The sequence below is a fragment of the Burkholderia lata genome (genome assembly GCF_000012945.1).
In the GTDB taxonomy this organism is placed as follows: Bacteria; Pseudomonadota; Gammaproteobacteria; order Burkholderiales; family Burkholderiaceae; genus Burkholderia; species Burkholderia lata.
The window spans coordinates 3,458,640-3,479,601 of sequence record NC_007510.1 but is presented as its reverse complement, the minus strand read 5'-3'; the positions used below and the strand labels follow the sequence as shown (position 1 = coordinate 3,479,601).

Annotated in this window: 21 protein-coding genes; 10 read left to right on the top strand and 11 right to left on the bottom strand. The window is 68.0% G+C overall.

Going from position 1 to position 20,962, the window contains the following annotated elements:
- Nucleotides 1-168 precede the first annotated feature (168 nt).
- A complete protein-coding gene (locus tag BCEP18194_RS21725) occupies nucleotides 169-1,065 on the top strand; it encodes an alpha/beta fold hydrolase (protein ID WP_011353414.1) in 897 nt (298 codons plus the stop codon).
- A gap of 40 nt (nucleotides 1,066-1,105) precedes the next feature.
- On the opposite strand, the gene BCEP18194_RS21720 is transcribed toward BCEP18194_RS21725, so the two are convergent.
- On the bottom strand, nucleotides 1,106-1,597 hold the full coding sequence (locus BCEP18194_RS21720; protein WP_011353413.1) for an Lrp/AsnC family transcriptional regulator: 492 nt from the start codon (nucleotides 1,595-1,597) through the stop codon (nucleotides 1,106-1,108).
- Between the two features lie 112 nt (nucleotides 1,598-1,709).
- Here BCEP18194_RS21720 and BCEP18194_RS21715 point away from each other — a divergent pair, with 112 nt between their 5' ends.
- Complete coding sequence (locus BCEP18194_RS21715) at nucleotides 1,710-2,612, top strand: DMT family transporter (RefSeq protein ID WP_011353412.1); 903 nt, start codon at nucleotides 1,710-1,712, stop codon at nucleotides 2,610-2,612.
- Nucleotides 2,613-2,854: 242 nt separating this feature from the next.
- On the opposite strand, the gene BCEP18194_RS21710 is transcribed toward BCEP18194_RS21715, so the two are convergent.
- Genes BCEP18194_RS21710 through BCEP18194_RS21695 form a run of 4 tightly spaced genes read right to left on the bottom strand, consistent with a single transcriptional unit; the run spans nucleotide 2,855 to nucleotide 5,497 of the window.
- Complete coding sequence (locus tag BCEP18194_RS21710) at nucleotides 2,855-3,067, bottom strand: DUF1289 domain-containing protein (protein WP_011353411.1); 213 nt, start codon at nucleotides 3,065-3,067, stop codon at nucleotides 2,855-2,857.
- Nucleotides 3,064-3,570 (bottom strand): YbaK/EbsC family protein, encoded by a 507-nt coding sequence (locus BCEP18194_RS21705; RefSeq protein WP_041493133.1) that lies wholly within the window; start codon nucleotides 3,568-3,570, stop codon nucleotides 3,064-3,066. Before BCEP18194_RS21705 ends, BCEP18194_RS21710 begins: the two co-directional genes overlap by 4 nt.
- 26 nt (nucleotides 3,571-3,596) lie before the next feature.
- Nucleotides 3,597-4,529 carry a hydroxymethylglutaryl-CoA lyase gene (locus BCEP18194_RS21700; protein WP_011353409.1) on the bottom strand — a complete coding sequence of 311 codons (933 nt, stop codon included), beginning with the start codon at nucleotides 4,527-4,529 and terminating at the stop codon, nucleotides 3,597-3,599.
- A gap of 26 nt (nucleotides 4,530-4,555) precedes the next feature.
- Complete coding sequence (locus BCEP18194_RS21695; RefSeq protein WP_011353408.1) at nucleotides 4,556-5,497, bottom strand: 2-hydroxyacid dehydrogenase; 942 nt, start codon at nucleotides 5,495-5,497, stop codon at nucleotides 4,556-4,558.
- Nucleotides 5,498-5,873: 376 nt separating this feature from the next.
- Here BCEP18194_RS21695 and BCEP18194_RS21690 point away from each other — a divergent pair, with 376 nt between their 5' ends.
- Entirely contained in the window at nucleotides 5,874-6,497 is a 624-nt protein-coding gene (locus BCEP18194_RS21690; RefSeq protein ID WP_011353407.1) for an RBBP9/YdeN family alpha/beta hydrolase, read from the top strand.
- A 49-nt stretch (nucleotides 6,498-6,546) separates the two neighbouring features.
- On the opposite strand, the gene BCEP18194_RS21685 is transcribed toward BCEP18194_RS21690, so the two are convergent.
- The 3 genes from BCEP18194_RS21685 to BCEP18194_RS21675 all read right to left on the bottom strand — a co-directional run bounded on the left by BCEP18194_RS21685 (nucleotide 6,547) and on the right by BCEP18194_RS21675 (nucleotide 10,196).
- Complete coding sequence (locus BCEP18194_RS21685) at nucleotides 6,547-8,667, bottom strand: phosphocholine-specific phospholipase C (RefSeq protein WP_011353406.1); 2,121 nt, start codon at nucleotides 8,665-8,667, stop codon at nucleotides 6,547-6,549.
- Between the two features lie 48 nt (nucleotides 8,668-8,715).
- Nucleotides 8,716-9,009, bottom strand: a complete 294-nt coding sequence (locus tag BCEP18194_RS21680; protein ID WP_041492974.1) for a hypothetical protein — start codon at nucleotides 9,007-9,009, stop codon at nucleotides 8,716-8,718.
- Nucleotides 9,010-9,275: 266 nt separating this feature from the next.
- The gene (locus tag BCEP18194_RS21675) at nucleotides 9,276-10,196 is read right to left on the bottom strand and encodes a LysR substrate-binding domain-containing protein (protein ID WP_011353404.1); all 921 of its coding nucleotides are present in this window, start codon (nucleotides 10,194-10,196) and stop codon (nucleotides 9,276-9,278) included.
- A 112-nt stretch (nucleotides 10,197-10,308) separates the two neighbouring features.
- Here BCEP18194_RS21675 and BCEP18194_RS21670 point away from each other — a divergent pair, with 112 nt between their 5' ends.
- Nucleotides 10,309-10,947, top strand: coding sequence for a glutathione S-transferase family protein (locus BCEP18194_RS21670; RefSeq protein WP_011353403.1), 639 nt, complete (start codon nucleotides 10,309-10,311; stop codon nucleotides 10,945-10,947).
- A 55-nt stretch (nucleotides 10,948-11,002) separates the two neighbouring features.
- Here BCEP18194_RS21670 and BCEP18194_RS21665 read toward each other — a convergent pair whose 3' ends face one another.
- Complete coding sequence (locus BCEP18194_RS21665; protein ID WP_011353402.1) at nucleotides 11,003-12,277, bottom strand: MFS transporter; 1,275 nt, start codon at nucleotides 12,275-12,277, stop codon at nucleotides 11,003-11,005.
- Between the two features lie 106 nt (nucleotides 12,278-12,383).
- Between BCEP18194_RS21665 and BCEP18194_RS21660 the strand changes: the two genes are divergently transcribed.
- From BCEP18194_RS21660 to BCEP18194_RS21650, 3 genes are all read left to right on the top strand, one after another.
- Nucleotides 12,384-13,430 carry a LysR substrate-binding domain-containing protein gene (locus tag BCEP18194_RS21660; RefSeq protein ID WP_011353401.1) on the top strand — a complete coding sequence of 349 codons (1,047 nt, stop codon included), beginning with the start codon at nucleotides 12,384-12,386 and terminating at the stop codon, nucleotides 13,428-13,430.
- A 96-nt stretch (nucleotides 13,431-13,526) separates the two neighbouring features.
- Nucleotides 13,527-13,754 carry a type II toxin-antitoxin system Phd/YefM family antitoxin gene (locus tag BCEP18194_RS21655; RefSeq protein ID WP_041493132.1) on the top strand — a complete coding sequence of 76 codons (228 nt, stop codon included), beginning with the start codon at nucleotides 13,527-13,529 and terminating at the stop codon, nucleotides 13,752-13,754.
- Entirely contained in the window at nucleotides 13,754-14,134 is a 381-nt protein-coding gene (locus tag BCEP18194_RS21650) for a type II toxin-antitoxin system VapC family toxin (RefSeq protein ID WP_011353399.1), read from the top strand. Before BCEP18194_RS21655 ends, BCEP18194_RS21650 begins: the two co-directional genes overlap by 1 nt.
- A gap of 21 nt (nucleotides 14,135-14,155) precedes the next feature.
- Here the strand turns inward: BCEP18194_RS21650 and dapA are convergent, their stop codons facing one another.
- Complete coding sequence (gene dapA / locus BCEP18194_RS21645) at nucleotides 14,156-15,049, bottom strand: 4-hydroxy-tetrahydrodipicolinate synthase (protein WP_011353398.1); 894 nt, start codon at nucleotides 15,047-15,049, stop codon at nucleotides 14,156-14,158.
- 452 nt (nucleotides 15,050-15,501) lie between these two features.
- On the opposite strand from dapA, the gene BCEP18194_RS21635 reads away from it, so the two are divergent.
- Complete coding sequence (locus BCEP18194_RS21635; protein ID WP_011353397.1) at nucleotides 15,502-16,521, top strand: sulfate ABC transporter substrate-binding protein; 1,020 nt, start codon at nucleotides 15,502-15,504, stop codon at nucleotides 16,519-16,521.
- A 179-nt stretch (nucleotides 16,522-16,700) separates the two neighbouring features.
- The gene (locus tag BCEP18194_RS21630) at nucleotides 16,701-17,663 is read left to right on the top strand and encodes an ion channel (protein WP_011353396.1); all 963 of its coding nucleotides are present in this window, start codon (nucleotides 16,701-16,703) and stop codon (nucleotides 17,661-17,663) included.
- Nucleotides 17,664-17,714: 51 nt separating this feature from the next.
- Here BCEP18194_RS21630 and BCEP18194_RS21625 read toward each other — a convergent pair whose 3' ends face one another.
- Nucleotides 17,715-18,329: a glutathione S-transferase family protein gene (locus BCEP18194_RS21625; protein WP_011353395.1), complete on the bottom strand. Its 615-nt coding sequence runs from the start codon at nucleotides 18,327-18,329 to the stop codon at nucleotides 17,715-17,717.
- 370 nt (nucleotides 18,330-18,699) lie between these two features.
- On the opposite strand from BCEP18194_RS21625, the gene BCEP18194_RS21620 reads away from it, so the two are divergent.
- Nucleotides 18,700-19,257 carry a sugar O-acetyltransferase gene (locus BCEP18194_RS21620; RefSeq protein ID WP_041492973.1) on the top strand — a complete coding sequence of 186 codons (558 nt, stop codon included), beginning with the start codon at nucleotides 18,700-18,702 and terminating at the stop codon, nucleotides 19,255-19,257.
- Nucleotides 19,258-20,962: the final 1,705 nt, after the last annotated feature.

Below are 20,962 nucleotides of genomic sequence, written 5' to 3'. Positions count from 1 at the left end.
CTTATTAATACGAACGATCGTGCGATTCTACGCGAGCTTAACAAAATGCGCGGTGTGCCGGCAATCGAGTGAGTGTTCTCTTTCTAGGGATTCTGGCTGTTGCCCCGCTGTGCAGAGGCGCAAGCGCTCCTAAAATAGCCGCCATAACAAACCAACGAGAAACAAACCATGTCGTTTGAGGCGTTTGCACCGTTTCGCGTGACGGTGCAGGACACCGACATTTTCGGTGTCAAAGGAGGCGCGGGTCCGCCGCTCCTGTTGCTGCACGGACATCCGCAAACCCACATGATCTGGCATCGCGTTGCCGCGACGCTCGCGAATCATTTCACGGTGATTGCCACCGACCTGCGCGGTTACGGCGCGTCGGGCAAGCCGCCGAGCGACGCGCAGCATGCGCCGTATTCGAAACGTGCGATGGCGGCCGACCAGGTCGCCGTGATGCGGCATTTCGGCTTCGAGCACTTCCATGTGTGCGCGCACGATCGCGGCGCGCGGGTCGCGCACCGGCTGGCGCTCGATCACGCGGACGCCGTCGAGCGGATGATGCTGCTCGACATCGCACCGACGCTCGCGATGTACGAGAAAACCGATCGCGCGTTCGCGACCGCGTATTTCCACTGGTTCTTCCTGATCCAGCCAGAGCCGCTGCCCGAAACGCTGGTCGGCGCGCATACCGATGCGTACATCGAGCGCGTGATGGGCAACCGGTCCGCCGGGCTCGCGCCGTTCGCGCCCGAGGCGCTCGCCGCGTACCGGGCCGCGCTCGCGCAGCCGGGCGCCGTGCATGCGATGTGCGAGGACTACCGCGCATCCGCGACGATCGATCTCGAGCACGACCGTGCGGATCTCGAGCGTGGCAACAAGGTCGCGTGTCCGCTGCGCGTGCTGTGGGGCGAGCACGGCATCGTCGGCCGTTGCTTCGATCCGCTCGACGAATGGCGCCGCGTTGCGCGCGACGTCAGCGGTCGTGCGCTCGAGTGCGGGCACTACATTCCGGAAGAGGCGCCTGTCGCGCTGATCGACGAACTGTTGGCCTTCTTCGAGGCGCGCGACGCGGCTGCGTGACGCTGCGCGCGGGCACGCGGGCGGCGCGTGTACCCGCCAGTCAGCGGTGCGCGCCGTCGTCTTCGACGAGCGGCGGCAGCCGGCGCGGCACCGGCGTCGATTTCACGATCGCGGTGCTCGTCTCGGCGCGCTCCGTCACTTTCGACAGGATGTCGTCGAGGTGCGCGATCGTGCGCAGGTAGAGCCGGCAGATGAAGCAGTCGTCGCCGGTGACCTTGTCGCACTCCACGAATTCGGGAATCCGTCGCAGCATCTCTTCGACGAGATGTAGCTGGCCGGGCAGCGGCTTGACTCGGACGATCGCCTGCAGCGTGTAGCCGAGCGCGCGCGGGTCGAGCTCGACGGTGAACGCGGCAATCACGCCTTGCGCTTCGAGCCGCCGCACGCGGTCGGCCGTCGCGGGCGCCGACAGCCCGATCTGCCGGGCGAGTTCGCTGGTCGCGATGCGCGCGTCGTCGGCCAGCGCCGCGAGGATCGCGCGGTCGGTCGCGTCGAGCGACGCGACGGCAGGCGGGGAAAGGCGTTTCGGCATGATCGCTTTGCTTTCGAAGGTGAATCGGTCGATTCACTTCAGTTTAGCCGTGGTTGCCGTGAAAGCAAGTTTCTAGAATCGAAGTCATCCACTCTTCTGAACGGAGTTCACGATGGCTTCGAATGAAATTCGCCGCGGCGCCGCCGAGATGGTCGTCGCGATGATGATGTCCGGCACGATCGGCTGGCTCGTGATGTCTTCGCAGCAGCCGCTGACGAACGTCGTGTTCTTCCGCTGCCTGTTCGGCGCCGCGACGCTCGCGATCGTCTGCGCGGCGTTCGGGTTCCTGCGCCGCGCGCTGTTCTCGCCGCGGATGCTCGCGCTGGCGACGCTCGGCAGCGTCGCGATCGTCGCGAACTGGCTGCTGCTGTTCGCCGCCTATTCGCGTGCGTCGATCTCGATGGCGACCGCCGTCTACAACACGCAGCCGTTCATGCTCGTCGCGCTCGGCGCGATCGTGTTCCGCGAGCGGATTACCGCGTCGACGGTCGCGTGGCTCGCGCTCGCCTTCGTCGGGCTCGTCGCGGTGGTGCGCGTCGAGCCGGCCGTGCTCGCGGTGCCGGGCGAATATCTGGAAGGTGTCGCGCTGTCGCTCGGTGCCGCCTTTCTGTATGCGATTTCGTCGATCGTCACGAAGCACCTGAAGGGCACGCCGCCGCACCTGCTCGCGCTGCTGCAGGCCGGCCTCGGTGTCCTGCTGCTCGCGCCGTTCGCGCACTTCGGCACGTTGCCGACGAGCGCCGGGCAGTGGCTCGACCTCGTCGTGCTGGGCGTCGTGAACACGGGGTTGATGTATGTGCTGCTGTACGGCGCGATCCAGAAGCTGCCGACCGCGATGACCGGCGCGCTGTCGTTCGTCTATCCGGTCGTCGCAATCGTCGTCGATCACGTCGCGTTCGGGCAGACGCTCGCGTGGACGCAGGTGGCCGGCGCGCTGCTGATCCTGCTCGCGGCGGCCGGCGTGAATCTCGGCTGGCGCATCGTGCCCGCCCGTCGCGCGGCCGTCGGCAACTGAAACGGTCGTACGATTCGGCGCCGCGGCGGGGCGGTGCAGCGGTTCATCGAAGGCGTATTTCGGGAACGCGTATTGCGAGCAGAAGCCGTGCGCACGCACGCGTGGAATATGCTGTAAGAAGTTGTAGGGAAACACCCGATGCGATGCGGCCGCGTCGCTCGTATGATGCGGGCTGTGACGTTGATCACGTTCACAGGATTCCGATCTCATGCCGTTCGCCCGTCAGGCTGAACGGCTTTTTTTTATGCGCCGCTTCTCGCCAGCAGACGCCGCCGCGCATCGAGCCGCGCGAGCAGCGCGCGCCGCGCGTCGTCGTCCGACGCACGCCACCCCTTGATCTCGTCGCGCGTGCGCAGGCAACCCGCGCACCAGTCGGTGCGCGGATCGATCCGGCATACATCGGTGCACGGCGACGCGACCGTGCCGACCGGCACCGTCACCGGCACGTCGCTCATGCGGGCTCCCGCAACGCGACGTCCGCGACCGGCGCGCCCGTCAGCGACACGAGTTCGTTCGGCGACAGGTTGAACACCGCGTGCGGATGGCCGGCGGCCGCCCACAGACTGTCGAGCTCGAGCAGGTCGGCGTCGATCAGCGTGACGGGTTCGACGAGGTGGCCGATCGGGCAGACGCCGCCGATCGCATAGCCGGTGTTGTCGCGCACGAACTTCGCGTCCGCGCGGCCGACCGCACCGACTTGCGCGGCAACCTTCTTCTCGTCGACGCGATTGACGCCGCTCGCGATCACGAGCACCGGCACGCCGTCCGACTGCCGGCGAAACAGGATCGACTTCGCGATCTGCGCGACCGAGCAGCCTAGCCCGGCTGCGGCCTCGGCCGACGTCTTGCCGGTGTCGGCGAGCATCACGATGCCTTTCGCATGGCCGCGCTCGCGCAGCAGCAGCGCGACGCGTCGCGCGGAATCGGGGAGGGAATCGAATGAAGCAGGTGTCGTCATGTTGAGGAATCCGTCGAATACCGGGGTCATACGCAATTCGCGGCGTCGGCCGCGCTCTGCGCCTTGGCGAGCAGTGCGCGACCGGCGCGCGACACGTTCGCGCGGCCGATCGCGTTCGAGATGAAGTCGCCGGCGGCGACGACCTCCGCGAGATCGATGCCGGTGTCGATGCCGAGGCCTTGCATCAGGTACAGCACGTCCTCGGTCGCGACGTTGCCTGTCGCACCCTTCGCGTACGGGCAGCCGCCGAGGCCGGCGACCGACGCGTGGAAGATCTCGATCCCTTCGAACAGCGCCGCGTAGATGTTCGCGAGCGCCTGGCCGTAGGTGTCGTGGAAGTGGCCCGACAGGCGTTCGCGCGGGAACACGCGCGTGACGGCCGCGAGCACTTCGCGCGTGCGCTTCGGCGTACCGACGCCGATCGTGTCGGCGATGTCGATCTCGTCGCAGCCGAGTGCCGCGAAGCGCTCGACGACGTCGACGACCGATGCGACCGGCACTTCACCCTGGTACGGGCAGCCGAGCGTGCACGACACGCTGCCGCGCAGCCGCAGACCCGCATCCTTCGCCGCCTTCGCGACGGGCTCGAAGCGCGCGATGCTTTCGGCGATGCTGCAGTTGATGTTCCGCTGCGAGAACGCCTCGCTCGCCGCGCCGAAGATCACGACCTCGTCGGCGCGCGCGGCGACCGCATTCTCGAAGCCCTTCAGGTTCGGCGTGAGCACCGAATATACGGTGCCCGCGCGGCGCTCGATGCCGGCCATCACGTCGGCGCCGTCGGCCATCTGAGGCACCCATTTCGGCGACACGAACGACGCGGCCTCGACGTTGCGGAAGCCGGCGTGCGACAGCCGGTCGACGAGTGCGATCTTCACGTCGGTCGGCACGAAGGTCTTCTCGTTCTGCAGCCCGTCGCGCGGGCCGACTTCGACGATCTTGACGGCGGTGGGGAACGTCATGGTTGTCTCCTGGTTTGCTTGTAGGTTCAGTAGCCGCGTGCGTAGTCGACGATGCCGCCGACGCGCTCGCCGCGCTCGAGCGCGCGGATCTTGCCGGCGATCTGCGCGATGGCCTCGTCGCGCAGCGTCTCGGCCGAGCTGTGCGGCGTGATCGTGATGCGCGGCGCGTGCCAGAACGGATGGTCTTCCGGCAGCGGCTCGCGATGGAACACGTCGAGCGTCGCGGCGGCTACCTGGCCGCTCGAGAGTGCGTCGAGCAGATCGGCTTCTACGAGGTGCGCGCCGCGTGCGACGTTGACGACATACGCACCGGGCGCGAGCCGCGCGAACGCGCGCGACGACAGGATGCCGTCGGTGTCGGGCGTGCTCGGCAGCAGGTTGACGAGCACCTTTGCGCCGTCGATGCACGCATCGAATGCGCCTTCGCCGGCGAAGGTCGTGACGCCGTCGAGCTGCTTCGCGCTGCGGCTGTAGCCGCGCACGGGCAGGCCGAGCGCGGCGAGCGCGCGCGCGACCTGCGCGCCGAGCACGCCGAGGCCGAGCACGGCGACGGTGAAGCGTGCGCGCGCATGCGGTTCGAGCGGCTGCCAGCGCCGCTCGCGCTGCAGCACTTCGTATTCGTCGAAGCGGCGCAGGTAGCGCAGCACCGCGTGCGCCACGTATTCGACCATCTGCTGCGCCATGCCCGAATCTTCCAGCCGCACGAGCGGTACGTGCCGCGGCAGCGTGCCCGGATGCGCGTGCTCGAGCGCGAGCAGCGCGTCGACGCCGGCGCCGAGGTTGAAGATCGCGCGCAGGCCGTCGCGCGGGGCGAAGAATTCGCGCGGCGCGCGCCAGACGAGCGCGTAGTCGGCGGCGGCCGTGTCGCCCGGCTGCCACGCGCGCAATTCGGCTTCCGGCAGCGCATGCGCGATCTCGTCGCGCCACGCGCTGGCTTCCTGGTGCGGGGAGTGGAACAGGATCTTCATTGGATGACGGCGCGCGCGCCGGCGAGGCGCGTCACGGGAACGGCGAGCGGGGCCGGGCGCAGCGCGCCGGCGGGCGTAGCGGACATCGGGCGTCTCCTGACGACCGGGCGCCCGACGCGTCGACGCCCGGCCCCGGTTCCGTGTGAAGCTGACGGGAAGCCCACATTCTACGGTCTCGCGGCGCATCGCGCGCCGGTGCGCGGGGCCGGAGACGGGCGTGGGCGGCCGCTTTGGGTAGCGATCCGGGGATGGCCGTCCCCGGGGCGCCGTCCGCCGGATGGCCGCCCCACGCAAAAGCAAAGCACAAAATATTGGTTCGGCCGCCGGGGGCGCCGCGCCACAATCGAATCCCGTCTTCAAGCAAGCGAGGGCAATCATGCGCGCATGCAGCAAATCGGCGTGGCCGCCGCGGCTCGTGACCGTTCCGGGCCTGCACGGCAGCGAAGGCGCTCACTGGCAGACCTGGCTCGAACGCCAGTTCCCGCGCGCGCTGCGCGTCGAGCAGGACGACTGGGACGCGCCCGATCTCGCGCGCTGGGCGCAATCGGTGCGCGCCTTGCTCGACCGCGAACGCGGCCCGTTCGTGCTGGCCGCGCACAGCTTCGGTTGCCTCGCGGCCGCGCATGCGCTCGCGCAGCGGCCGCATACGGGCGACGTCGCGGGCGTGCTGCTCGTCGCGCCCGCCAGTCCGAAGAAATTCACGTTTGCCGGGCCGTTCGACGCGCGCCGGCTCGCCGTGCCGTCGATCGTGATCGGTAGCGAGACCGATCCGTGGATGCCGCTCGGAGACGCTCGCACGCTCGCGCAGCACCTGGGCAGCGCGTTCGTGAACCTCGGTGACGCCGGACACATCAATACCGCGGCCGGCTTCGGGCCGTGGCCGCGCGCCAAGTACTTCATCGACACGCTCGTCCACTGCGCGGCACCGCTGCGCTTTCGCGACGCAGACGACGGCTTCGAAGCCGCACTCGTCGACCGCGCGCTCGCGCACGCGGTCTGACACCGGGCGGGCGGCACGGCGGGTGCCGTGCCACACCGCGCCGTCGCGCTTACGCCGCGGAGACGGGCTGTACCGCCGCCGGATCCGAATAGCTCGGCCGGCCGTTCTCGACGTGGCCCGCGAAACGGCGCGAGAAGGTACCGGCCGCGCCGTCGCTCACCGTCACGTCATACCATTGGTGGCTCGCCGCGAGCGCCCACTGCTCGACGCGCTCGTCGCCGCCATGCAGCGTGACTTGCCGCGAAGGCGCACCGTACGCGTTGTCGGTCAGCGTCAGCGTGACGTGGGCCCCGCCAGGGTTGCGCAGCTTCAGGTACAGGTTGCCGTTCGCGACGTCGTAGCCGGCCTTCACTTCCGGCTGCGCCGGGTTGCGATGCGGCGCGGCCGGGGCCGACACGTTGCCCGAGAACACGCGCACGAAGCCGTTCGGCCCGTACACCGAGAACGTATATGCCCCGTTCGTCACGGTCAGGTCGAAGTCCGCATGTAGCACGCGGCGCGCGCCCACCGTATAGCGCCACGGGCCGTCGGTGCGGTTCGTCGAATACACGTGAAAATGCGCGCCCTGGTTGCCGCGGTTCGCGAACTCGATGCGCAGCCTGGTGCCGCCATCAATGCTTGCGTTCACGTGCAACTCGTACGGCAGCGCACGTGCCGGCCGCACGCCGGGCTCCTGCGGGTCGATCGGCGACGGCGTCGCGGGCACCGTCGGCGCGGGCTGCGACGTGCACTGCTGGTCGGCGATCGAGCGGTACTGGCTCGTGTCGGGCAGCGGCGGGAACGATGCGTCGGACGAGCGGAAGTCGAAGGCGGCGGTGAGGTCGCCGCACACCGTGCGACGCCACGGCGTGATGTTCGGTTCGTCGATGCCGAAACGCTCGCCGATGAAGCGGATCACCGACGTGTGGTCGAACACCTGCGAGCACACGAAGCCGCCTTTCGTCCACGGCGACACGACCGTCATCGGCACGCGCGGCCCGAGGCCGTACGGCAGGCCGTCGGCCGTGTAGCTGCCGCCGCGACCGGGGTTCACGACCGTGTGCAGCTCGCCGTCGGTCGTGACGGTCGATGCGCCCTGCGCGGCCGACGTCGGCGGCTGCGGCGGCACGACGTGGTCGAAGAAGCCGTCGTTCTCGTCGTACATGATGAACAGCACGGTCTTGCGCCATACGTCCGGGTTCGACGTGAGCGCATCGAGGATCTGCGACGTGTAGTTCGCGCCGTACGCGGGCGTGTATTTCGGATGCTCGGAGAACGCCGCGGGCGGGCACAGCCACGACACCTGCGGCAGCCGGTCGTTGATCACGTCGTCCTTCAGGTTGTCGAGTGTGCGCACCGTCTGCGCGCGCTGGTACAGCGACGAACCGGGCTTCGCGTTGATGAAGTTCGCGAAGTTCTGCAGCACGTTCGTGCCGTAGTTGCCGTTGTACGGATCGTTGCCCGTCGTGCCCTGCTGGTAGATCTGCCACGACACGCCGTGTGCTTCGAGACGCTCGGGAAAGGTCGTCCACGACAGCAGCTGGTAGGCGGGCGGCCCGTCGCCGTCGACATAGTCGCTGTTGTCGAGCAGCGGGCCGCCGAACTTGCCGGTCGGGTCGACGGTGCCCGTCATCAGGTACGAGCGGTTCGGGTGCGTCGGCCCCGGCAGCGAGCAGAAGTAGTTGTCGCACACGGTGAACGCATCGGCGAGCGCGTAGTGGAACGGGATGTCCTCGCGCACGTGATAGCCCATCGTCATGTCGGTCTTGTTCGCGGGCCACTGGTCGTAGCGGCCACCGTCGATCGCCGCGTGCGTCTTGTACCACGAGTGGTCGAGGTCGCCGACGCACTGCGCGCTCGTCGTCAGCGTGTTCAGCCGGAACGGCAGCACCGGCTTGCCCGGGTCGGCCTTCGACGGCTGGTACCACACCGGCTTGCCGTTCGGCAGCGGGATCGGGAAGCGGTCGTTGTAGCCGCGCACGCCGCGCAGGTGTCCGAAGTAATGATCGAACGAGCGGTTTTCCTGCATGAACACGACGATGTGCTCGACATCGCGGATCGTGCCGGTGCCGCGCGCGGCGGGAATCGCGAGCGCGCGGCGGATCGATTCGGGGAAGGCATTGAGCGCGACGGCGGCGCCCGCGGATTGTGCGACGGTATGCAGGAAACGGCGGCGGCTCGATGACGTCATGTTATTTCACCTCGGTTCTGCTGCGGTCGGGGGACGGAAGCGGAGGGATCAGCCGGGTGACGACGCTGCAACACTCGACGCGGCTGCGTTCGCAGCATTTGCCGCGGGCTTCGCGTCGTCGTCGTCATCGGGCGGGTAGTGCACGACGGGCGGCGCGAGCGGCGCGGCATCGGACGCGGCGGAATTCGCGGCTGCGTCGTTGTTGAATGCGCTGGCGGAGCCGGCCGATGCGCCGGCCTGCTGCGAAGCGTCGGTCGCGTGTGCGTCGTGCGGCGCGTCGTCACTGCAGGCGGCGACGAAAGCGGCGGCACAAAGAACGACGACGACGGAAACGCAACGCATGACTTCTCTCCTGGCAGGCTGATCGGGAAACGTTTTCGAGTATGCCGATGCGATGCGACGTTTCGGTGAATCGTTTGCGACCGGCACGTGATCGCGGAATGCTTTCGATATCCTGACCAAGTACTTTCGCGCGGTCGAAGGGATGCAATATTTCCCGGTGGATGATGCGGGCCGGGCACTTTTACCCGGGTGCGCGATGCAATGCACGCGCGCGTCCACGGTGGCTTGACCGTTCATGATGGACGTGTGCGGCCGATCGCGTGGCCTCAGCGACGCGGTGTGCGTCGCCGCACCTCGCTGCGCAGCCAGTCCAGCCAGGTGCGGATCGCCGCTTCATGTGGATGGCCCGGGCGCCACACGACGTAGTGCGCATACACGTCGGTCACGCGCACCGTCGATACGCGCACGAGCGTGCCGTTCGCGAGTTCGGGCTCGATCAGCGAGCGGCGCGCGAGTGCGACGCCGCGCCCCTTCAGCGTCGCGTCGATCAGCGCATTTGCATCGGTGAAACGCGGCGCGCGTGCGGATTCCGTGAGGTCGAGCCGCGCGGCCTGGAGCCACGGTTCCCACGGTTGCGCGGGATGGCGCAACAGCGTCGCGCGCACGAGATCCGCCGGCGCGCGCGGCGCGACGCCGTCGCGATTGCGGTACGTGGGGCTCGCCACCGGAAAGATCGTCTCGTTCATCAGCTTCTCGGCGACGACGCCCGGCCACGTGCCGGGCCCGTAGCGCAGCGCGACGTCGATGCGGTCGCGCTTGCGCAGCGGCGCAAGCGCCACGTCCGGGTGCAGCGCGATCGCGATGTGCGGATGCGCGGCCGAGAAGCGCGGCAGGCGCGGCGCAAGCCAGCGCTCGGCGACGCTCGGCAGCACGCTGACGTTCAGCGTGACGTCGCCGGTGCGCGGGCGGCTGCGTACGGAGAGTGCCGGCTCGAACGCGCGCTCGAGCACGCTGAGGCCCTGGCGCACCTGCAGTGCGAGCGCGTGCGCGGCGTGCGTCGGCGTCGCGCCGTTACGCTCGCGCGTGAAGAGCGGATAGCCGAGCTGCGCCTCGAGTGCGCGGATGTGCTGGCTGACGGCGCCTTGCGTGAGCGCGAGTTCGTCGGCCGCACGCGTGAAGCTCTGCAGCCGCACGGCGGTCTCGAACGCGCGCAGCGTCTGCAGCGGAGGAAGGTGGATGCGTCGCATGCGGGTATTAGTAACACTAATGCCCGAGCACGACAATTCATCGTTTGCGGCGGGCATGCACGCGTTCCTACACTCGGTTCCGTCTTCCACAGCCCCGTCGGGCCACACCACCATGAACGCCTATCGTCTCTATCTTTCGCCAGGCGCCTGCTCGCTTGCCGCCCACATCGCGCTGGAGGAAACCGGCGCACCGTTCGACGTCGAGATCGTCTCCGTGCAGCAGCAGCAGAACCTCGAAGCGCACTATCTCGCGATCAACGCGAAGGCGCGCGTGCCGGTACTCGCGATTCCGGGCGAGCCGCACGTGCTGACCGAAACGCCCGCAATCCTCACGTATCTCGCGCGCCGTTACCCGGATGCGCAATTGCTGCCGCTCGGCGATCCGCTGCGCGAGGCTCGGTGCCACGAGTGGCTCGCCTGGCTGGTCGGCTGGGTGCATGGCGTCGGCTATGGCGCGCTGTGGCGGCCGGGCCGCTTCATCGGCGATCCGGCCCTGCACGGTGAGGTCAGCGCGCACGGGCGACGCACGATCGAAGCCGCGAACGAAACGATCGAAGCAGCGCTCGCCGACGGCCGCCCGTGGGCCGAGCCGGGCGCGCATTCGATCGTCGATCCGTTCCTGTTCGTGCTGTATCGCTGGGGTGTCGCGATCGGGCTCGACATGACGCGGTATCCTGCGTGGACGGCCCACGCGCAGCGCGAGGCCGAACGACCGGCCGCCCGACGCGCGCTGGCGCGCGAAGCGGCCTGACGCAAGCTTGGGCGTCGCGGCGGGCGCCGCGATGCCCGCGGGCAACGCACGGCCGCTAGCGCGCGGCGAACAGCGGATAGGTGGCGCCCGCGATCAGCGCGGCCACGAGCCACACGACGCTCCAGGTGCTTGCGGCGAGCAGCGGCGGGATCGCGAGCGGCGTCGCGAACAGCCCGAGATAGCAGACCGTGTTCGCCATCCCGAGCGCGGTGCCCGCGTGGTTCGCACCCGCAAGCGTCGCGAGCTCCGTGTACGCGACGCCGTGCCACGCCGACACGCAGATGCCGGCGAACACGAGCATCACGACGATCGCGGCGAGCGGCACGTGCGGGCTGCCGGCCGTTGCCGCGGCGAGCAGCGCGAACGACCCGGCCGCGACGAGCACCGAACGGCGCAGGTACGCGCGCCGGTTGCCGTGCCGGTCGGTATGGCGGCCGCTCCAGACGCGCGTCACCATCGCGCCGAGCTGCAGTACGACCATCGCCGCGCTGATGCCGGCAAGGCCGAGCCGGCCGAAGTCGTGCAGGAACACCGTCGCGAACGTGAGCACCGCGAACTGCGGCGTGCACAGCGCGCCGATGCCGAGCACGATGCGCCATACCGGGCCGCTCGTCAGCGGGCCGCGGGTGCGCGGGGCCGCACGATGCGGTTGCTCGGGCGCACGTGTTGCAGCGACGTCCACGGTGGCCGGTGCGGGCGGCGGTTCGTGCAGCCAGCGCCAGGTCAGCGCGGCCGATCCCGCGCACAGCAGCATCAGCGTGCCGAAGACCGCGGCGAAGCCCAGGTGCGAAGCGAGCGACGGCAGCAGCGCCGCGCCGACACCGCCGCCGAGCGGCACGGCCGTCTGGCGGATGCTCATCGCGAGCCCGCGTTCGCGCTCGCCGAACCAGCGCATCACCGCGCGTCCGCTCGATCCGTTCACGCTGCCGCCGAGCAGGCCGACACAGCACATCGCCACGACGACCCGCGCCAGCGGCGGCACGCCGTGTGCGGTCGGCACGATCGTGCACATCATCAGCGCGAACATCGCGGCCGTCGCGACGAGCCCGGCGAGCAGCACGCGGCGGTCGCCGAAGCGGTCGGCGGCCATCCCCCACGGCAGCTCGGACAGCGCGACGCCGAAGCCGAGCGCGCCGAGCACGAGGCCGAGTGCGCCGTTGTCGAGGTGATAGGCCGTGCGCATCCACACGGCCGTGGTCGGAATGCCGGCCGCCGCGGCCGAGAAGCTCATGTTCGCGGCGACGCCGGCGGCCAGCACGCGCCAGCGATGGGCCGGGCCGCGCGCATCGCGGGCTGGCGAGGAGGGGGAAGCGACGTACGAGGTATCCATGACGGCAGGCCCGGTTGGAAATTGACATCGACAGTCTGGCCACCTACATTCATCCTGAAAATCGGAAAGTTCTTGATGAATCGTTCGATAAAACAGGATGGTTGATATGTCAGGACAAGACATTCCGCGCGACGACGGCGAGTCGCTCGCGCTGGCCGATGCCACGCTGGCCCGGCCCAACTTCGACGTGGCGGCGCTGCGCAGTCTCGTCGCGGGGGTGGATCTCGGCAGTTTTGCGAAGGCGGCCGACCGCGTCGCGCGCTCGTCGTCGGCGGTGAGCGCGCAGATCCGCAAGCTCGAGGAGCAGGCCGGCACGCCGCTGTTCGTGAAGTCCGGGCGCGGGCTCGCGCTGACCGACGCTGGCGACGCGATGCTGCGCTATGCGCGGCGGATGATCGAGCTGAACGACGAGGCGGCCGCGGCCGTGCGCGGCATGAATCTCGACGGCTGGGTGCGCGTCGGGCTGCAGGAGGATTTCGGCGAGGCGATCCTGCCCGATGTGCTCGGGCGGTTCGCGCGCGCACATCCGAAGGTGCGGATCGAGGCACGCGTGGCGCGCAATGCCGACCTGCTCGACCGGCTGGATGCGAACCAGCTCGATCTCGCGCTGGTGTGGGGCGATCCGGCGTCGGCGGCGCTGGTGGCGCGCGCGGGGATCGAGAGCGAAGCGATCGCGCAGGTGCCGATGCAGTGGGTCGGGGCAGCGGGTGGCTTCGGCATGCCGGGTGGCGGTGCGGAGGAGCGCGTGGAAGGCGGAGCGGACGAAACGGGCGGCCGTGCGGTGCGCGTGCCGGGCGAGCCGCTGCCGCTCGTCGTGTTCGACCGGCCGTGCCGGTTCTTCGGCGCGGCGACTGGCGCGCTCGATCGCGCAGGCGTGCCGTGGCGCGTCGCGTTCACGACACCGAGTCTCGCCGGGCTATGGGCCGCGGCGGCAGCCGGCCTCGGGCTGACGGTGCGCTCGCAGTACGGGCTGCCCGCGTCGGTGCGCGTGCTCGATGCGGCTTCGTGCGGGCTGCCGGCCCTGCCGAGTTTGCCGCTGATTTTGCTGCGACGCACGTCGTCGGCGACGCCGACCGTCGATCGGCTCGCGCGGATCGTGACGCAGGCGGTGCAGGATGCGACGGAGGGAGCGCGGGCGGCGCTGGCGGCGTGACATCGATCGACACGTATGCGCTCGGCTGGACAATCGGCCTATTGGAGGAACGGAGCGAAGGTCGTGACAATGGTGGCTCACTCAATGGAGCCCATCATGCAAGTTGCCACTGTCCCCGAAGCCGCGCTCGATCTGCAGCGGCTGCTCGATGCCGCGATCGCGGGCGAACGCGTCGTGATTGCGCAGGACGGCAAACAGTCGGTCCGGCTGGTGCCGCTTGAACCCATCCATCGGTTCGGCGCCCTCAAGGGGCAGATATGGATTGCCGACGACTTCGATGCGCCCCTCTCCGCCGAAGAATTGGCCGAGTTCGAAGGGAAGTAATGCGGTTGTTGATCGATACGCACATCTTCCTGTGGATGTGGGGTGATGATCCAAAACTAAGCGTACGTGCGCGCAGGCTGATCACCTGCGCCGATGTCGTGTTCGTCAGCAGCGCGAGCATCTGGGAAATGGCGATCAAAGCCGGGAAGGGAAAGCTGGACGTCGACGTGGATCTGCTCGTCGGTGAGATCAAGACGAGCAAGTATCGCGAGCTACCGGTCAGGGCCACGCATGGCGCCGCCGTGCGTCATCTGCCACACCATCATGGCGACCCGTTCGACCGGTTGCTCGTTGCACAAGCGTGGTGTGAACCGCTGCTGCTCGTCACGGCAGACAGCCACCTCGCGCAGTATGGCGCGTCCCGAATACTGACAGTCTGAAACAGTTTCGGGAGCGAGATCCTACGCTGCCGCGACAGCTTGCGTGGGCGTTTCCAGTTCCGCACAAATGGCCGCCAGCCGCGCCCTCAACCCTTCACTCGCCGGCACGAACGGCAGTCGCAAACCGTCCTCGCACCACCCTTGCGCGGCCAGCACGGCCTTCACCGGCGCCGGGTTCGGCTCCGCGAACAGCGCCGCGACGAGCGGCTGCAGCGCGACCGACAGGCGCCTTGCATCGGCGAGCCGCCCGTCGCGCAGCAGTGCATGGATGCGCACATGCCATTCGGGCAGCACGTGCGCGCTGCTCGCGATCGCGCCGTGCGCACCGGTGCACATCGCTGCGAAGTTCTGGTTGTCGTCGCCGGACAGGATCGCGAGCGGCGTGTCGTGCACGAGCCGGCTCATCCGGTCGAGCGACCCGCCGCATTCCTTGATGCCCGCGACGCGCGGGTCGCGCGCAAGCGCCTGCAGCGTCTCCAGTTCGACGTTCACGCCGGTGCGGTACGGGATGTTGTAGACGAGCACCGGCAGGTCGGCCGCGTCGACGATCGCCTCGACGTGGCGGCGGATGCCGTCCTGCGTCGGCCGCACGTAGACGGGCGGCGTGACGAGCAGCCCGTCGGGCCGCAACGCCGCGAGTTCGCGCGCGCGGGCGGCCGCGAAATGCGTCGCGCTCGCGGTCAGCCCGACGACGATCGGCAGCCCGGGCGCCGCGTCGCGCAGCGTCGCGAACACCGCGTCCTGTTCGCGCGCGTCGAGCAGCACGCCTTCACCAGTCGTCGCGCCCGCGACGAAACCGGCGATGCCCGCGGCCGCATAGTGGCGCGCGAGTCGCGCGAGCGCGGCATGGTCGACTTCGCCGTGGTGGAACGGCGTGATGATCGGCAGCCAGATACCTTCGAAACGTGTGTTCATGCAAAGCCTCATGGTGGAAACGGAGTGGGAAGGAACCGTTCCGCCGGCGGAGAGCCGGAGCGAGGCGTGCGAGCAAGGAGAAAGAAACGACCTGCGGGCATCCCGTCCGGCATTCGCCTGACGGGACGCGACGTCCCCGTCAGTCGAGGAGTCGTTTTTTCAGTTTCAGCCCGACCGCGCGCGCACCTGCCGCGACGGCGGCGAGGATCGGAAGCGAGCGCAGGGCAGCGGACATGGAGGAACCGGGAAATGGGTTGAGCGGCGATCTTAACACCGGATCCGATCCGCACGCGAGCGTCCGCTGCCGTTTAGCAGGATTCGAGATTTGCTTTCCACGACTGATTGGAAAGGGCGCCGCGCACGGCCGCTAGAATGCCCGCTTACGTTTCGATGACAGCGCGTACGCGTGCCGTCACGCACATTCACCACCACTGGAAACGGGGCATATCACGATGGCAAGCATGAAGGGGATCGGTCGCTGGCTGCACACGGGCGCGGCGGCGGCGCTGGTCGTGGCGGCGACGGCCGCGCACGCGGATACGTCGATCCTGAACGTGTCGTACGACGTGACGCGCGAACTGTACAAGGACATCAACGCGGGTTTTGCCGCTGCCTACAAGCAGAAGACCGGCGAGACGATCGCGATCAAGCAGTCGCACGGCGCGTCGAGCGCGCAGGCGCTGTCGGTGCTGCAAGGGCTGCAGGCCGACGTCGTGACGATGAACCAGCCGAACGACATCGACCTGCTCGCCGAGCGTGGCCAGTTGCTGCCGAAGGACTGGCGCGCGCGCTTCCCGGACAACAGCTCGCCGTACTCGACCACGATGGTGTTCCTCGTGCGCAAGGGCAACCCGAAGGCGATCAAGGACTGGAGCGATCTCGCGAAGCCGGGTGTCCAGGTGGTCATCGCGAACCCGAAGACGTCGGGCAACGGCCGCTATGCGTATCTCGCCGCGTGGGGCTTCCAGAAGCAGAAGGGCGCGACCGACCAGCAGGCGATCGATTTCGAGAAGGCGATCTTCCGCAACGTGCCGGTGCTCGACTCCGGCGGCCGCGGCGCGACGACGACGTTCACGCAGCGCGGCATCGGCGACGTGCTGGTCACGTTCGAGAACGAAGGCGCGCTGATGGACACCGGCGCATCGGGCGCGCAGTTCGACGCGGTGTACCCGTCGGCGAGCATCCTCGCGGAGCCGCCCGTCGCCGTCGTCGACAAGGTCGTCGACAAGAAGGGCACGCGCAAGGTCGCGCAGGCGTATCTCGACTACCTGTACACGCCGGAAGCGCAGGAGATCATCGCGCAACATCATCTGCGCCCGCGCGACGCGAACGTGCTTAAGAAGCATGCGGCCGAATTCAAGCCGCTGAAGACGTTCAGCGTCGAGCAGGTCTTCGGCAGCTGGGCGAACGCGCAGAAGACGCACTTCGCGGACGGCGGCACGTTCGACCAGGTGATCGTCGACCGCAAGTGAGCGCCGCGCGCACGGCGCGCTGGTCCTCACGCTGACGACGCAGCCGGCCGCTTCCGCGGCCGGTTTTTTTTGCGCCGCGCGGCCGGCGGTGCGCAGGATTTCCATTCCGAACCGGCACGCATACCCGGCCGCCGCCGCGCGTGCTACGCTCATCGCCTCCCTGCTTCCGGCACCACGCGATGAATGTCGATTCGTCCTCCCCAGCCTCCCGCGGCCGTGGCCGCAAGATCTGGTCGGGCACGCGCCTGGTCATCGCGTACGGGATGCCGCCGCTCGGCTGGCGCGACCTCTATCACCGCGCGCTGACGGTGAGCTGGCCCGTATTCTTCCTGTCGCTCGCCGCGCTGTTTCTACTGCTCAACGGCGGTTTTGCGACGCTCTACCTGCTCGGCCATACGCCGATCGCAAACCAGTCGCCGGCCGGCTTCGGCGGCGCGTTCTTCTTCAGCGTCGAGACACTCGCGACCGTCGGCTACGGCGACATGCATCCGCAGACCGTCTATGCGCACTTGGTCGCTACGTTCGAGATCTTCGTCGGGATGTCGGGGATTGCGATGGCCACGGGGCTCGTATTCGCGCGGTTTTCGCGGCCGCAGGCGAAGATCCTGTTCGCGCGCTACGCGATCGTGCGGCCGTTGGACGGCAGGATGACGCTGATGGTGCGCGCCGCGAATGCGCGCCAGAACGTGATTGCGGAGGCGCAGGCGAAACTGCGGCTGATGCGCGTCGAAGGCACGCACGAGGGCTACACGCTGCGCAAGATCCACGACCTGCCGCTCGTGCGCAGCGAGCATCCGATCTTCCTGCTCGGCTGGAATCTGATGCACGTGATCGACGAATCGAGCGCGCTGTTTGGCGAGACGCCCGAGTCGCTCGCCGCGCGCGACGCATCGTTGCTGATCACGATCGAAGGCTCGGACGAGACGACCGCGCAGGTGATGCAGGCGCGTCATTCCTGGGAGCATGGCGAGATCCGCTGGCGCCACCGCTATGTCGACCTGATGCACGACGAAGACGGCATCACGCACATCGACTACACGCATTTTCATGAAGTGGTGCCGGTCGACGCCGACACCGACGAGCGCGGCTCGCCGGGCGCGGTGGTCAATGCCGGGACCGCGGCGTCGGGCCCGGCCGCGTAGATGCGCTCGCGGGCGGCTGGTCGCGCCGCCCATGCGCTACACGTCTATACGTCACGCATGCAGCAGACGCGACGCTTCGCGCTGTTCGATCGCGACCGCGCGGCGGAAGGCGTCGCGATCCTCGGCGCGCGCGACGTAGTCTCCGAGCACGCCTTCGTGCGGCAGCAGATGCGCGTCGAACGCGATCTTCAGCGTGCTGGCGAGCAGCAGGTCGGCCGCGGTGAAGTGGTCGCCGACGAGCCACGGACTATGGGCGAGCGCTTGCGAAAGTGCGCGCTGCACGCGCGTGATGTTGCCCCAGCCGAACGCGACCGGATTGCCCGACGCGCCGGTGAATTTTTCGGCCATCGCCGGTTCGAGGCAGGTCGGCGTGAAGAACATCCACTGGAGGAAGCGGCCGCGCAGCGGATCGTCGGGCGCGACGCCGAGCCCGGCACCCGGGCAGCGGTCGGCAAGATAGAGCAGCACGGCGCCCGATTCGGCGAACGGCACGCTGCCGTCGTCGAGCGCGGGCAGCTTGGCCATCGGGTTGACCTGCACGAACGCGTCGCTGCCCTGTTCGTGCGAACGCAGGTCGATCGGCACGAGTTCGTACACCACGCCGAGTTCTTCAAGCATCCACAAGGCCCGGAATGCCCGGGTTTTCGGCCAGTAGTAGAGCTTCATCGTGCCTCCGCGTTTGGGTGCAGCTGTCGGTCCGGTGGATGCTCAAGCGTACCCGAGCGCCGGCGGTTCGGACAGGGGCGCCCGGCTAGGGGCGCTCGGCCAGGGGCGGCTATCTGCGGGGATGGCAGGATGCGTTGTGTGTCGTGCGTGCATCGTGCAGAAAACTGGGAAAAGCCTTATGGCGTAATGATGTATGTCGATAACTAGTTATGTGAAGACTAGTTATAAATAGGTGGAGATTCCGGCGTGAGCCGGCGTTTCTTGCACGACATCACGGAGTCCGCAGCGCCCGCGCCTGCGGCAACGCCGGCATCTTTCCGCAAGCGCCGATGCATCGCGAAACAGGGAAATCATGGGAGACAACTCACGCATGGCAAACGACGATCGCATCACGATCATTCCGAGAAGAACGCCGGAATCGGCGGCGATGGTGGCCGAGGTCAAGCGGGCGATGTCGATCGCCGTGCGGATCAATCGCCTGACATTCGACGATGCCGCCGAGGTTCGCACATTATTCGGAGAACTGATCGGCACGCAGGTGGACGACGGCTTCGTGTTGATCCCGCCGTTCCATGCGACAGGCGGCACCGGCATGAAAATCGGGCGCAACGTGTTCGTCAACCAGAACTGCACGTTCTACGATCTCGGCGGGCTCGAGATCGGCGACGACGTGATGATCGGGCCGAACGTCAGCCTCATCACGTCCGGCCATCCCGTCGAGCCTTCGCGGCGGCATGACGCCGTTATCGCGAAGCCGATCGTGATCGGACGGAACGTCTGGATCGGCGCCGGTGCGACGATCATCGGCGGTGTGACGGTAGGCGAGAATTCGGTGGTCGCGGCCGGTGCCGTCGTCACGCGGGATGTTCCACCGAACGTGTTGGTCGGCGGCAATCCGGCAGCGGTCATTCGGTCGATCGACGAGTAACGCAACGCGCGGGCGCATGTCCGTTCGATGCAGCCAGGCCGGACGGATGTGGATAACCCGCCATCGAGGCGACTCGAAACGCTGTGCATTTGAATGGTGAGCGTGCCGCCGAGGCCGTCTGGACGGGGTTTTCCGGTGATTGCCCGATAGCCGCCGGCGGATGCGTGAGCCGCCCCTGCCGAGGGTCCGGCGAAGGTCGCGCCGCGCGATCGGTTGTGGATATCCCCACACTGAAACGACTCGGCGCCCTGTGCATTTCACAGGTGAGGGTCACCGGATGATGCGGAATGCATGAAGCGGGTTGTGGACAACTCGCCCTGGAACGAGGCGAAATGCTGTGGAATTCAACGGTGAGGGGTGGTGTCCGATCGGGCGATGCGCCTGTCCTGGCGCGGTTTTCCGATCGTTGCCGTGGTTCGGAGCGCCGCGCATTCTAGCCGAACGCGCGCAAGCGTGGTCGAACCGCGCGTGTGCCGCGACGTGGAGATCCGGTTCCGGCAGCTACCCGGAAGGCCGTGCATTTTAACGGTGCGCGCGGGCATGTGGTCCGCAATACGCAGATTTCGCTGCGCATCGCCGCGTTCGCGAGCGGCTCGAAGCGCTGCGCAACGCAAGGGTGAGCGTGAACACGCGACCGGCGGTCAGCGCGCCAGGATGCCATCATTCGGCCACCGGTGCCGTCCGACGTGTCGCGTATCTCAGGCTCGCGCGCGAGCATGCGAACGGGGACAACACGAACTTCCTTGTGGATATCCGGCCGCCGAAACGAATCGCCGCACTGTGCATTTCGATGGTGAGGGTGAGTGCCGATCGGCCGGTGAGCCGCTTCCAGCATGGCTTGCCGGCCGGTTGCTCGTTCCGGGGCGCGGATCAGAGATCGCTCCTCGGATGCTCATCCATGTGGATATCCTGCGTCCCGAATCACTCGAAGGGCTGTGGTTTTCAACGGTGAGGGTGCTCGCGTGGCCGGTCGGCAATGCCGGATCGGGCGTGGATAACCGCCTTTACAGACACTCGAAGCCCTGTGTATTTCAACGGTGAGCGCCCGCCCGCGATTGTGCCGCATGCGGGTTCTGGCGTGTGTGTCCGGCCGATAAACGTGCTCGCGACCCAGTGTGTTTCAACGGTGGGTGCACGCCCGCGATTGCGCAGCATGCGGGTTCCGGCGTGCGTGTCCGGCCGATAAGCCCACTCTCGACCGAGTGTATTTCCACGATAAGCGCGAGCCCGCGATTGTGCCGCATGCGTGTACCAGCGCGCCTGTCCGGCCGACGAACTCACTCGCGACCTGGTGTATTTCCACAGTGAGTGTGAGTCCGCGGTTGTTCAGCATGCGGGTTCCGGCGTGCCTGTCAGGCCGACAAACCCACTCGCGACCCAATGTATTTCCACGATGAGCACGAGCCCGCGATTGCCCGGCATGCATGTGCCAGCGTGCCTGTCCGGCCGACAAACCCACTCGCGACTCAATGTATTTCCACGATGAGTACGAGTCCGCGATTGCCCGGCATGCGCGTTCCGGCTCACCCTTCCAGCCAGCAAACCCACCCGCGCCCCCGAGCATTCGAGCGCTGAAGACGAGCCTCCCATCGACGCAATACGTCCCCGTCAATGTGGATATCCACGCTTGAAACCCACTCGCCACGCTGTGATTTCGAACGGTGAGCGTCGCGGCAAGCGCCAAACGCATGTCGACAACGATGTG